At 65.2% G+C, this 12,004-nt stretch carries 11 protein-coding genes and 3 pseudogenes; 9 read left to right on the forward strand and 5 right to left on the reverse strand.

What is annotated here, in order from left to right:
* Positions 1–24 precede the first annotated feature (24 nt).
* The 6 genes and pseudogenes from DC31_RS17410 to DC31_RS02255 form a co-directional block, all read left to right on the forward strand.
* Positions 25–795: pseudogene (locus DC31_RS17410) on the forward strand (ribokinase); the annotation flags it as partial.
* Between the two features lie 289 nt (positions 796–1,084).
* Positions 1,085–1,483, forward strand: coding sequence for a D-ribose pyranase (rbsD, locus tag DC31_RS02235; protein WP_036276477.1), 399 nt, complete (start codon positions 1,085–1,087; stop codon positions 1,481–1,483).
* A complete protein-coding gene (locus DC31_RS02240; RefSeq protein WP_036276479.1) occupies positions 1,484–2,305 on the forward strand; it encodes a GntR family transcriptional regulator in 822 nt (273 codons plus the stop codon).
* A 30-nt stretch (positions 2,306–2,335) separates the two neighbouring features.
* Positions 2,336–2,611 (forward strand): hypothetical protein, encoded by a 276-nt coding sequence (locus DC31_RS02245; protein WP_036276483.1) that lies wholly within the window; start codon positions 2,336–2,338, stop codon positions 2,609–2,611.
* A 37-nt stretch (positions 2,612–2,648) separates the two neighbouring features.
* Positions 2,649–3,710, forward strand: a complete 1,062-nt coding sequence (locus DC31_RS02250) for a PLP-dependent cysteine synthase family protein (protein ID WP_036276486.1) — start codon at positions 2,649–2,651, stop codon at positions 3,708–3,710.
* A 23-nt stretch (positions 3,711–3,733) separates the two neighbouring features.
* A complete protein-coding gene (locus tag DC31_RS02255; protein ID WP_036276488.1) occupies positions 3,734–4,237 on the forward strand; it encodes a glycine cleavage system protein R in 504 nt (167 codons plus the stop codon).
* A gap of 96 nt (positions 4,238–4,333) precedes the next feature.
* On the opposite strand, the pseudogene DC31_RS02260 reads toward DC31_RS02255, so the two are convergent.
* From DC31_RS02260 to rlmN, 3 genes and pseudogenes are all read right to left on the reverse strand, one after another.
* Positions 4,334–5,345: pseudogene (locus DC31_RS02260) on the reverse strand (aldo/keto reductase family protein).
* A 93-nt stretch (positions 5,346–5,438) separates the two neighbouring features.
* Entirely contained in the window at positions 5,439–6,944 is a 1,506-nt protein-coding gene (locus DC31_RS02265; protein ID WP_036276491.1) for a DUF4407 domain-containing protein, read from the reverse strand.
* 72 nt (positions 6,945–7,016) lie between these two features.
* Positions 7,017–8,261, reverse strand: a complete 1,245-nt coding sequence (gene rlmN, locus DC31_RS02270) for a 23S rRNA (adenine(2503)-C(2))-methyltransferase RlmN (RefSeq protein ID WP_036276494.1) — start codon at positions 8,259–8,261, stop codon at positions 7,017–7,019.
* A gap of 104 nt (positions 8,262–8,365) precedes the next feature.
* Between rlmN and DC31_RS02275 the strand changes: the two genes are divergently transcribed.
* Entirely contained in the window at positions 8,366–9,004 is a 639-nt protein-coding gene (locus tag DC31_RS02275) for a bifunctional 4-hydroxy-2-oxoglutarate aldolase/2-dehydro-3-deoxy-phosphogluconate aldolase (protein WP_036276496.1), read from the forward strand.
* Positions 9,004–9,753, forward strand: a complete 750-nt coding sequence (locus DC31_RS02280; protein WP_036276498.1) for a sulfite exporter TauE/SafE family protein — start codon at positions 9,004–9,006, stop codon at positions 9,751–9,753. Before DC31_RS02275 ends, DC31_RS02280 begins: the two co-directional genes overlap by 1 nt.
* Before the next feature lie 17 nt (positions 9,754–9,770).
* On the opposite strand, the gene DC31_RS02285 is transcribed toward DC31_RS02280, so the two are convergent.
* Both DC31_RS02285 and DC31_RS02290 read right to left on the reverse strand, forming a co-directional pair.
* Complete coding sequence (locus tag DC31_RS02285) at positions 9,771–10,604, reverse strand: SDR family oxidoreductase (protein ID WP_036276500.1); 834 nt, start codon at positions 10,602–10,604, stop codon at positions 9,771–9,773.
* 90 nt (positions 10,605–10,694) lie between these two features.
* Positions 10,695–11,455: pseudogene (locus tag DC31_RS02290) on the reverse strand (SDR family NAD(P)-dependent oxidoreductase).
* A 97-nt stretch (positions 11,456–11,552) separates the two neighbouring features.
* Between DC31_RS02290 and DC31_RS02295 the strand changes: the two are divergent.
* Entirely contained in the window at positions 11,553–11,912 is a 360-nt protein-coding gene (locus DC31_RS02295) for a DUF488 domain-containing protein (protein WP_036276887.1), read from the forward strand.
* Positions 11,913–12,004 lie beyond the last annotated feature (92 nt).

Raw genomic sequence — 12,004 nt, forward strand, 5'->3', positions numbered from 1 at the left:
ATATCAAAGAAGATCAGGAGCCCCATGACCACCTCCCCCACTGAAGGACGCACCGGCGTCGTCATCGTCGGCAGCGTCACGGCGGATGTGACCACGTTCTCTCAGCGCCTCCCCGTGCGCGGCGAGACGATCCTCGGCGACCAGTTCACCCTGTTTCTCGGAGGAAAGGGCGCGAACCAGGCCGTTGCGGCCGGCCGTGCCGGCGCCCGCACCTCCTTCGTCGGATGCGTCGGCGATGACCTGTTCCACGACTTGATCGTCGACTCCCTCACCGAGGCCGGCGTCGACATCGGCCACCTGCGAACGGTGCCCGGTCCCACCGGCATCGCCCACATCCGGGTGGATGCTTCGGCGCAGAACGACATCGTCATGGTACCGCTCGCGAACGCCCACCTCAGCGCCGAGCAGATCGATGCGGCGCTCGCCGCGCTCGCGCCGACGACCTCGGTGCTGCTCACTCAGCTCGAGACGCCATCCACTCTCACCGCGCACATCACGGCCCGCGGCCGCGAGCACGGCATGATCGTGATCCTCGATCCGGCGCCTGCGGCACCATTGCCTCCCGGGGTGTGGGGCAACATCGACATCGTCACCCCCAACGAATCCGAAGCCACAGTCCTCAGCGGCATCGAGGTCACCGACGCCGCATCCGCCGAGCGCGCCGGGCGCTGGTTCCTCGATCAGGGCGTCGGCGCAGCGGTCATCACGCTCGCCGAACAGGGATCCTGCGTCGTCACCGCTGACGGAGCAGAGATCATCCCTCCATTGCCCGTCGATGCTGTCGACACCACGGCCGCGGGCGACGCATACGCGGGCTACCTCGGCGCGGCGCTCGCGAACGGCAGTGACCTTGGCGCAGCGTCCGCCTCGCCACCGCCGCCGGAGCACTCACCGTCACCAAGCAGGGCGCCTCGCCCAGTCTTCCGCTTCGTACGGATGTCGACGCCTTCCTGGCCTCCCGCCAGACGAGCGGCCTGGTATCCCGCCAGGCAGCCGACTCGACATCCCCACAGGCAAGCGCCTCGGCATCCCACCAGCCCGGCGCCCAGGCAATCTGACGAGTCGAATCGACCAGGAGCACAGCATGCGCAAGACCTCGACAACGATCAACCCAGCGCTCTCACGCGTGATCAGCGAGACCGGGCACACCGACCTCATCGTCGTGACGGACGCCGGCCTGCCGATCCCTCCCGGATCGGAGCGGATCGACCTCGCTTACCGCCCTGGTGCTCCTGGCTTCTTCGACGTGCTCGACACCGTGCTCGCGGAAATGGTCGTCGAGGGCGCGACGGTCTCTGCCGAGGTCGCCGAACACAGCCCCGAGGTTCTGGCTGGGCTGCGCGAGCGGCTGCCTGGAATCGAGATCGAACTCGTCCCTCACGTCGAGTTCAAGAAGCAGACTCACACCGCGCGCGCTTTTGTGCGCTCTGGCGAGTTCACGCCCTATGCCAACGTCATCCTGCATGCGGGGGTGGCGTACTAGATGCCGCCGACAGCGACCGGTGACGCGATCGACCGCCATTCGGCTGCCCCCATGTATGACCAGCTGCGTCACCTGATCATCGACGGCATCTCGCGTGACGGCCTGCAACCCGGCGACCCGCTGCCTGGCGAGCACCGCCTCTGTGAGCAATACGGAATCTCGCGCACGGTCGTCCGTCAGGCACTCGCGCAGCTCGAGCACGAAGGCCTGGTCGAACGTGTGAAAGGCAAGGGCACTTTCGTGTCTCGTCCGCGCACCAGCGAGTCGCTGGTGCACACGCTGATCGGTCTTTACGACGACGTCGAACGACGCGGCGGACACGTGCACAGCGACATCCTTCGCCACGAGCGCGAAGCAGCAGACGACGACGTCGCCCGCGCACTCGAGGTGCCGACGGGGTCTCCTGTCATCGCGCTGGAGCGCCTCCGCCACGTCGACGGCGAACCCTGGTCGCTCTCGACGACCTGGATGCCGGATGCCGTCGGCGCTGTCACTCTCGACGTCGATCTGTCTGAATCCTCGCTGTACCGGGTGCTGGCCGAGCACGGCATCCGCGCGACCGATGGAGTGCGCTCCGCGGAGGCGACCGTCGCGAGCCACGACCAGGCACAGCTGCTCGAGGTCAGTGCGGGTTCGGCGCTGCTGCGTCTTCGCAGTATCAGCCGTGACGACGCAGGAACACCCATCGAGTACTTCATCGCGCTGCACCGCGGTGATCGCTCACGTTTTGAGTTCCAGCTGCGGCAGGAGCAGACTCAGGCCTCGCTGCTGCACGTCGATGGCGACGGCGGAACGTCCAGGGCCGGTACAGTCGCACTCTGAGGGACGACACTGGAGAGGGAGCATATACCGATGAGTGATCACCTGAACGACAGCCCCCACGTCACGCCACCGATCGCGGATCTGACCGGGCGCGAGACCCCGACACCCGGCCCACTGACAAAACCTGTGGCGATCCCGCGCGCACTGCGGAGACGTCGTCCACGGTGGGTCGTGGTGGTCATCGTGCTGGTGGCCCTCGCCGCTGTCGCCGCCGGGATCATCTGGTGGGCGAGCGTTGGAGCATCCGCTGGCGAGGCGACTGCCCCGCTGGCCGAAGCCTTCGCGGGCGCATACGTCACCCAGTAATCCACCTGCCTCGGACGCCACGGCTACGCTCGAACCCATGACCTCTTGGACCAGCACTGCGATCACACTGCTGGAAGCAGATGCCAACCGCAGCGCCGACACCCACCTGCACGTGTTCCCGCTGCCCGCGGAGTGGGGCATCGATCTGTATCTCAAAGACGAGTCCGTGCATCCGACCGGGTCACTGAAACACCGGCTTGCCCGCTCTCTCATGCTCTACGGACTGGTGAACGGACGCATCAAAGAAGGCACGACGCTCGTTGAAGCATCCAGCGGATCGACGGCAGTGTCAGAGGCTTACTTCGCACGGATGCTGGGACTCGACTTCGTCACCGTCATGCCGCGCACGACAAGCGCCGAGAAGATCGAGTTGATCGAGTACTACGGCGGAAAGTGTCATTTCGTCAAACAGCCCTCCCAGATGTACAGCGAAGCCGAGCGTCTCGCGAGCGAGTGCGGCGGCCACTATCTCGACCAGTTCTCGTACGCAGAGCGGGCAACAGACTGGCGTGGCAACAACAACATTGCCGAGAGCGTGTTTCACCAGCTCTCTCGTGAACGGCATCCGATACCGGACTGGATCGTCGTCGGTGCGGGGACGGGAGGCACGAGCGCCACGTTCGGTCGCTACGTGCGTTATCGACAGCATCCGACAAAGGTCGCCGTCGTCGATCCGGAAGGCTCGGCATTCTTCGGGGGCTGGAGCACCGGCTCTTCGCACTACACGACCGGAACGCCGAGCCGCATCGAGGGCATCGGCAGGCCGCGTGTCGAGCCATCGTTCATCGCGAGCGTGATCGATGAGATGCTGCAGATTCCGGATGCCGCGTCCATCGCCGCCGTGCGTCTGCTGAAGGAGCGCACTCTGCACTGGGCCGGTGGCTCGACCGGCACGAACCTCGTAGGCGCATTCCAGCTCATCGCGCGGATGCGCGCTGAGGGACGCCAGGGCAGTGTCGTCACCCTCATCTGCGATGGCGGTGCGCGCTACGCCGGCACGTACTACTGCGACGAGTGGGTGGCTGAGCAGGGGTGGGATCTGGCTCCGCACCGCGCGCGCATGGATCGGTTCCTCGAAACCGGGGTCTGGGAAGACTGAGCCCGCACGGCTACGATGACGCCATGACCACTCTGATCCTCACCGTTGTCGGATCCGATCGTCCTGGCCTCGTCGCCGCCGTCGCCGATGTCGTCGACGAGCACGGCGGCAACTGGGAGAACAGCCAACTTGCCGAGCTCGCCGGGGTGTTCGCCGGTGTTGTGCAGGTCTCTGTCCCCGACAATCGCACCGCAGAACTCACCGCGGCGCTGCAGTCCCTCGACGGGTTGACCGTCGCCGTGCACGCCGGCACAGGCGCTACCGATGCCGCGTCTCAGCCGATTTCACTGCAGATTCTCGGCAACGACCGCCCAGGTATCGTGCGAGAGATATCCACCGTGCTCAGCGCGCATCACCTCAGCATCGACGACATGACGACGACGACACGGGATGCCGCGATGGCCGGCGGCCGCCTCTTCGAGGCATCCGTGACGGCAGAGGTACCGGCATCCGCCGATCTTGACGCCCTGCGTACGGATCTCGAGCGACTGGCATCCGAGATTCAAGTCGACATCACGCTCGCCTGACGGTGGCGATGCGCACCCTTCGACAGGCTCAGGGAGCGGTGCAGCTACCCGAGTGCTGAGCCTGTCGAAGTACGATCCGCGCGACTACTCGAGGCCTTAGACCAGACGCGTCTTCGGAGAGACCGAGTAGGTGCCCTCGCGTCGGTGTTGGCGACATCACCGAGCGCCGTATCGATCGCGGCAAGCGTGTCAGCGTCGAGCGTGACGCCGGAGGCTTGACCGTGTCGGCGAGCTGCTCGGGGCGGGATGCTCCGACCAGTGCTGCTGCGACATTCTTGTTCTGCAGCACCCAGGCGATCGCGAGCTGTGGCATCGTGAGACCCGCCTGTTCGGCGATCGGCTTCAGGCGCTGCACGGCGGTGAGGATGTCATCCTGCAGGAGACGTTTGATGAAGTCGGCGCCGCTGTGCGGGTCGGTGGCACGCGAGCCCTCAGGCACGGGCTGCCCGGGCAGATACTTACCGCTGAGCACGCCCTGCGCCATCGGCGACCAGACGATCTGCGAGATACCGAGCTCTTCGGATGCCGGCACAACCTTGCCCTCGATCACACGGTGCAGCATCGAGTACTGCGGCTGGTTCGAGATGAGCTGAACGCCCAGCTGCCGTGCGAGCTTGTGTCCCTCGCGCAGCTGCTCTGCCGTCCACTCGGAGACGCCGATGTACAGCGCCTTGCCGGCACGAACGACATCGGCGAAGGCCTGGAAGGTCTCCTCGAGCGGCGTCTCGTAGTCGAAGCGGTGCGCCTGGTAGAGGTCGACGTAGTCGGTGCCGAGCCGCGTGAGCGAGCCATTGATCGACTCGAGGATGTGCTTGCGGGAAAGGCCGGTGTCATTCGGGCCCTTCGGACCGGTGGGGAAGTAGACCTTGGTGAAGATCTCCAGGCTTTCACGGCGCTGGCCTTCGAGCGCCTTGCCGAGGATGACTTCAGCCGCGGTGTTTGCGTAGGTGTCGGCGGTGTCGAACGTCGTGATGCCCGCGTCGAGCGCGGCGTGCACGGTCTTCACCGCGGCATCATCTTCAACCTGTGAGGCGTGCGTGACCCAGTTGCCGTAGGTGATCTCCGAGACCTTGAGACCACTGTTTCCGAGATAGCGATAATTGACCATGTACCCACGCTAGAGCCTCTTTTACCGTTCGAGTCGCGCAAGTTGCTGCATCTACAGCCGAAATAGAGCAACTTGAGCGATTCGAACGGGAGGTCAGCTCTCGGTGACGATCTTCGCGCGGTCGCGGAAGCCCTCGGCAGTCACCCGATCAAGGCTCACCTGCTTGCGGATAGCAGCGGCCTTCTCGTACAGCGTCGGGTCGCCGTAGCTGGTGAGGACCTTCACGAGCACGGGCAGCAACTCGATCATGAAGAACAGCGCAGCGATCAGCCAGTGCGCCCAGAGGATCGTGGGCTCTTTCTCAGAGAGCCGGTTCAGTCCACTGATCTGGCTGAGCAGGCCGACCGCGCCCGCGTTGCCTTGGGCGACGACATCCGCCCGCGCGTTGTACGCGGCGAGCGCCTGGTCATAGCTGTCGCGTGCGGCAGGAAGCTGCGACTGCGCCTGTTCACGGTTCTGAGCCTCAGAGGTCGAGGTGTTGGCCTTCGCGGCGGTGCCGGCCTCTTCGAGCCCAGCGTTCGCGTCACGCAGCTGGCCCGCGAGAGCGTCGTAGGTCTGCTGCGCCTGTGCGAGCTGCGCCTGCGCAGCATCCGAGCTCGCACCCGTGCCGGAGACTCCGGTGCAACCGGGAACGGTTCCGACGCCCTCACCGGTCAGCTCGCACTGGTACAGCGCTCTGGCCTGGTCGATGACGCCCTGCTGATCAGCCATCTTGGTAGTCAGGTCGTCGACGGTTGCCTGTGCGGCGGACTCACTGGCAGAAGAAGAGCCGGTGCCAGCGACAACGCCGGTTGCCGCCTGATTCTCGAGTTCGGCAACGCGATCGGATGCTGAATCCATAGCGATCTTCTCCGGACCGCTCTCCAAAGCCTCTTGGTCAGACTGCGACTGAGTGATGTTCGTTGCAGCGACCTCGCGACTGATGTCATTCTGAAAAATCTGCAGCACGAGAGGCTCGGCGACGACGAAACCGATGATCGCGGCCATGATCACTCGGGGTAGGGCGAGCGCGATGATCCTGAGTACGCTCCGCGTCGACGACATGGTCGAGGTGAGGAAACGGTCGAGGTTGAAGATGATCAGCGCCCAGACAACCGCCAGCGGAACGGCCAGCCAGATCGCGGCCTGCACTCCGGTGGTGAGCGCGAAGACCATTGAGATCGCCGAGACCAGCGCCGTGCCGGCGAGCACGAAGAACATCTGCACGAACCGCGGCGTCTCACCCGGAACGCGGTCGAGAATATCACCGTCAGCGCCACCGAGAATCGCGAGCGTGCGCAAGCGGGAGCCGAGGGTGCGCGGGTGGCGGATACGGTGCACACGCGCTGCGCGGATCGGTTTCTCAGGCGCGGGGGCCGCGAGATCCGACTCGACCGACGGTGCGTTGTCTTCAGTCATCGCGGGGTCAGTCAGCGGCGGGTCGATCAGCGCAGTGCCGATGAATGGCTCGGAGACATCCACGGCGGGGGCATCTTCGGCGCCGGTGGGCTCGTACTCACGCAGAAAATCGAGGTCCGCCGTGTCGTCCGCAGAGTCACTGTCGAGGACGATCCGACCCTGCGAGTCGAACTGACCGGGTCGATGAGCGGAATAAGGCATCCGAATAACTTACGAAAGTATGCCTGTGGATACGGTGCAAGAGTCCTGCAAGGCGCTCACAGGTTTGACGGCTCAGGCCATCGCTTTGGCCGCGACCTCGTCCTCGCTCGTTGCGACGAGCTGACCACAGGCGCCGTCGATTTCCTTGCCGCGGGTGTCGCGGAGAGTCGTCGGGATGCCGGCGTCGTTGAGACGCCGTACGAACTCGTTCGTTACCTCACGGGTGGATGCCGTCCACACCGATTCTGGCGTCGGGTTCAGCGGAATCGGGTTGACGTGCACCCAGCCACGGCCGCGCTGGTTGAGCTTCTCGGCGAGCAGATCGGCACGCCAGGCGTGGTCGTTCATGTCTTTGATGAGCGCGTACTCGATCGAGACGCGGCGGCCGGTCTTTTCGTAGTACTCGCGCGCAGCATCCAGCGCCTCATCGACCTTCCACTTCGAGTTCACCGGAATGAGCTCGTCGCGAAGGTGATCGTCGGGGGCGTGCAGTGAGAGCGCGAAGGTGACGGGGATGCCCTCGTTAGAGAGCTTGCGGATGGCGGGAACGAGACCGACCGTCGAAACCGTGATGCCGCGGGCGCTCATGCCGAGGCCGTCTGGCTGCGGGGCGACCATGATGCGCACAGCATCCATCACTCGCTTGTAGTTGGCGAGCGGTTCGCCCATGCCCATGAAGACAATGTTGGAGACGCGCTCCATCGAGTGGTCATCGCTCTTCTTGCCACCCAGGCCCCCCTCGGCGATCAGGCGGTTCGCGCGGACGATCTGCTCAATGATCTCGGCCGTCGACATGTTGCGGGTAAGTCCCGCCTGGCCGGTGGCGCAGAACGGGCAGTTCATGCCGCAACCTGCCTGGCTCGACACGCACAGCGTGATGCGGCCCGGGTAACGCATGAGGACCGACTCGACGAGCGCACCGTCATGCAGACGCCAAAGGAACTTGATCGTGTCGCCCTTGTCGGTCTCGAGACGCTTCACCTCGGTGAGCAGGGGCGGCATCATGCCGGCGACGAGCTCGTCGCGCTGCGTGGCCGGAAGGTCAGTCATCTCGGCAGGATCCGAGGTGTAGTGCGTGAAGTAGTGCGTCGAGAGCTGCTTCGCACGGAAGCCGGGCAGCCCGAGCTCTTTCACCTTCGCGGTGCGCTCAGCCGGTGTGAGGTCAGCGAGATGCACCGGCGGCTTGCCGCGCTTCGGACTCGCGAACTGCAACAGCGGGCGACCGGTTTCGTCCTTCTTCTGGGTCCAGCCCTCGGTCCGCGGACGCACCTGCGGCTTGGCGGGACCCGTCGTGCGGATCGTAGAGGACTCAGTCATGTATCCAGGGTACGGGGTGGTGAGTGAGAAGAGGCTGGAGCGAACTTGTCACTACAGGTTGCGAGATGCGACAGAATAGGGACATCACCGACTGAGGAGCACTCATGACCGACCGTCTCGACCGCGCCCGGGCCACCGGCATTCTCGCCGTGTTGCGCGCACCCTCCCCCGAACTCGCGCTTGAGGCGGCTGATGCGATCATCCGCGGCGGCGTCGCGGGCATCGAGGTTACCTACTCGACTCCGGACGCCCCTGCGGTGATTCGTGAGCTGATCGCCCGGCACGGTGATGCTGCCTACATCGGCGCTGGCACGGTGACCACAGTGGAGCAGGCGACGGCCGCAGCCGATGCGGGTGCTGCTTTCCTGGTGAGCCCTGGCACGCTGCCTGACCTCACCCGTGCGATGCTCGACACCGGTCGCGTCGTGATGACGGGCGCCATGACCCCGACCGAGGTCATGAGCGCTCTCGCGCTGGGCGTCGACGTTGTGAAGATTTTCCCGGCATCCCTCGGCGGACCGTCTTACCTCGGAGCGCTGCGCGGCCCGTTCCCGGATGCCCCGCTCATGCCCACCGGAGGCGTCAGCCCCGAAAACCTCGCAGACTGGTTCGCCGCTGGCGCCGTCGCTGTGGGTGCGGGCGGCGATCTGGCGAACTCCGCGTCGATCAAGGCATCCGACTGGGCAGACCTCACGCGACGCGCAGAGAAGTTTGCCGCCGCGTTCTCCGCCGTTCACGGCTAATGCCTGATCTTCTGCCGTGGGCCTGGGCGTTGCTCGCGCTCGCCGCGGTCACGATCGGAATCTCAAAGACCGCGTTGCCCGGCGGTAGCATCCTCGCGATCGCGCTGTTCGCGGCGGTGCTGCCGGCTCGCACTTCGACTGCCGCGATGCTGCTCTTGCTGATGGTCGGTGATGTGTTCGCGCTGATCGCTTACCGGCGCCATGCGCACTGGCCGACGCTCGTACGGCTCGCACCAGCGGTGGTCGCCGGACTCCTCGCGGGATTCGCCTTCCTCGCGCTCGCCGGCGACGGCATCGTTCGCCGCGCGATCGGTGTGATTCTGCTGCTGATGATCGCCGTGACACTCTGGCGACGATGGCGCCAGTCGCGGACGGATGCCGCAACACCAGCGCACGGCAGCATTCTGCTCGCCTCGACCTATGGCACGCTCGGCGGCTTTACGACCATGGTCGCGAACGCCGGCGGTCCCGTGATGTCGATGTATTTCCTCGCCACCCGCACGCAAGTGCAGGTGTTCCTCGGGACTTCCGCCTGGTTCTTCGCCATCATCAACCTTGTGAAGGTGCCGTTCCTCGCGGGACTCGGGCTGTTTCAACCTTCGGTATTACTGATGGATGCCGCACTCGTCCCACTCGTCGTCATCGGCGCCCTCGCAGGGCTGTGGCTGGCACGCCGCATGAACCAGCGCCTGTTCGACCGCATCGTGATCGTCCTCACGATCATCGGTGCGGTGTACCTGCTGTTCTGACCTGACCTGACACCGGCTCAGCCGAGGAAGATGTCCGGGAAGAGGCGGTTGTCGGGAGTGCCGGGCACTGCCGCGTAGCCGGAGAAGTCAGTCACGCCATCCGCCTCCAGCACGTCTTCAACAATCAGGCTCTGCCCGGTGTATTCGCGCGCCGTCTTGGTGAGCACTGCGTAGGCAGCATCCGCGTAGATCTGGGGCGTGCGACTCGCGGCCATCACCTGGTCGCCGCCGAGCAGGTTCTGCACGGCGGCGGTCGCGATGGTCGTGCGCGGCCACAGCGTGTTTGCGGCGATGCCATCTTCCGCGAATTCTGCGGCAAGTCCGAGCGTGACCATGGTCATCCCGAACTTCGCCAGCGAGTAGCCGACGTGCGCGCCGAGCCACTTCGGCGTCGGGTTGAGCGGCGGCGACAGCGAGAGGATGTGCGGGTTTGCAGCTTCCCGCAGCTGTGGAATCGCCGCCCGCGACAGCATGAAGGTGCCGCGCACATTGACGTCTTGCATAAGGTCGTACTTCTTCGCGCTGAGGTCGAGCGAGCGCGAGAGGTCGATGACACTGGCGTTGTTGATGATGATGTCGATGCCGCCGAACTCGCCCTGCGTCTTCATGACGGCCTCGGTGATGTCGTCATCCTCACGCACATCTCCGACGATCGGCAGCGCGTTGCCGCCCGCCGCACGGATCTGCTCTGCAGCAGTGTGGATCGTTCCCTCAAGCTTCGGATGCGGGGTGTCGGTCTTCGCGAGCATCGCGATGTTCGCTCCGTCTGCGGCGGCGCGCAACGCAATGGCCAGGCCGATGCCACGGCTACCGCCGGACATCAGAATCGTCTTACCTGCAAGAGTGCTCATGCTTGCTCCTTCGAATCGCGCAAATGGCTGTATTTTCCGTCGAAATGGCACAACTTGCGCGATTCGAACGGGGGTACGGGAGGTGTGGGGTTACTTCGGTGCCATTCGGATGGCGCCGTCCAGGCGGATGGTCTCGCCGTTTAGGTAGTCGTTCGTCACGATGCTCAGGGCCAGTGCGGCGTACTCGTCGGGACGACCGAGGCGCGCGGGGTACGGCACCTGCTGTCCGAGTGACGCCTGCGCGGCCTCGGGGAGACCGGCGAGCATCGGCGTCTCCATGATCCCCGGGGCGATCGTGCAGACCCGGATGCCGTAGCGGGCAAGCTCGCGCGCAATGGGCAACGTCATAGCGTGCACGCCACCCTTCGACGCCGAGTACGCGGGCTGCCCGATCTGTCCATCGAACGCGGCGACGGATGCCGTGTTCACGATGACTCCACGACCGCCAGCGTCGGTCTCGTCGTTCTTCGCAATGACGGCGGATGCCTGCGAGATGACGTTAAATGTACCGACGAGGTTGATGCGCACCACGCGCTCGAAGTCGGCAAGGACTGCGGGGTTGCCCTCACGATCGAGGACCTTCGCTGGCGGTGCGATGCCGGCGCAGTTGACGACGATGCGGAGCGGGGCGTGCTCATTCGCGGCGACTGCGGCAGCCGCGGCATCCTCTGGATTGGTGACGTCACCTGCGGCGAACGTCCCACCGATCTCGGCGGCGAGCTCGGCGCCTGCGACGACGGCAGGTCGAGCAGGGTGACGTGAGCACCGGCGGCGGCGAGCGCGCGGGCGGTCGCGAGGCCCAGCCCTGAAGCTCCACCCGTGATGAGGGCGCCTGATCCCTGAATCTGCATCTGTTCTCCTTCGAACGGTCGTGCAACTCGGTTCCAGCTTATGCGATTCGCAGTCTCACCCCTGGCGCCAATCGTCGTTGAGGTGTTGGCTGGGGCCATGGAACTGCGTCGAAAGCGAGCCTACGACAATGCCGAGCCCTCCGATGGGTTCAGGGTGCTCGTCGATCGGCTGTGGCCGCGCGGAGTCTCAAAAGAGCGCGCGGCCATTGATCTATGGGCCAAAGACACCGCCCCCAGTCCGGAGCTCAGAAAGGACTGGCACGCGGCATCGGATGACGACTGGGGCACCTACGCCGACCGTTACCGCGCAGAACTCGAGAACGAGACAGCGCCAGCGCTGGATGAGCTCGCCGCACAGCTGAAGCCGCACGAGGTCGTCACGCTGGTCTATGCCGCGCACGACCCGGAGCACAATCACGCCGTCGTGCTTGAAAAGGCGCTCCGCCCGCTGCTGTGACATCCGTAGGCCGTGCACAACTCCTGAGAAACCACCGGCAGCGGTACGAGATCCCACGAACACCCGACTTCTGCGGCCAGGTCTCAGGAGTT

The organism is Microbacterium sp. CH12i, from assembly GCF_000685355.1.
Lineage (GTDB): Bacteria > Actinomycetota > Actinomycetes > Actinomycetales > Microbacteriaceae > Microbacterium.

What these genes read in the sequence shown, in the direction of transcription:
- DC31_RS02240 (WP_036276479.1), top strand. Translation starts at nt 1,484, where the DNA reads ATGCCGCCGACAGCGACCGGTGACGCGATCGACCGCCATTCGGCTGCC.
- DC31_RS02245 (WP_036276483.1), top strand. Translation starts at nt 2,336, where the DNA reads ATGAGTGATCACCTGAACGACAGCCCCCACGTCACGCCACCGATCGCG.
- DC31_RS02280 (WP_036276498.1), top strand. Translation starts at nt 9,004, where the DNA reads ATGCCTGATCTTCTGCCGTGGGCCTGGGCGTTGCTCGCGCTCGCCGCG.
- rlmN (WP_036276494.1), bottom strand. Translation starts at nt 8,261, where the DNA reads ATGACTGAGTCCTCTACGATCCGCACGACGGGTCCCGCCAAGCCGCAG.
- DC31_RS02255 (WP_036276488.1), top strand. Translation starts at nt 3,734, where the DNA reads ATGACCACTCTGATCCTCACCGTTGTCGGATCCGATCGTCCTGGCCTC.
- DC31_RS02285 (WP_036276500.1), bottom strand. Translation starts at nt 10,604, where the DNA reads ATGAGCACTCTTGCAGGTAAGACGATTCTGATGTCCGGCGGTAGCCGT.
- DC31_RS02250 (WP_036276486.1), top strand. Translation starts at nt 2,649, where the DNA reads ATGACCTCTTGGACCAGCACTGCGATCACACTGCTGGAAGCAGATGCC.
- DC31_RS02265 (WP_036276491.1), bottom strand. Translation starts at nt 6,944, where the DNA reads ATGCCTTATTCCGCTCATCGACCCGGTCAGTTCGACTCGCAGGGTCGG.
- rbsD (WP_036276477.1), top strand. Translation starts at nt 1,085, where the DNA reads ATGCGCAAGACCTCGACAACGATCAACCCAGCGCTCTCACGCGTGATC.
- DC31_RS02275 (WP_036276496.1), top strand. Translation starts at nt 8,366, where the DNA reads ATGACCGACCGTCTCGACCGCGCCCGGGCCACCGGCATTCTCGCCGTG.
- DC31_RS02295 (WP_036276887.1), top strand. Translation starts at nt 11,553, where the DNA reads ATGGAACTGCGTCGAAAGCGAGCCTACGACAATGCCGAGCCCTCCGAT.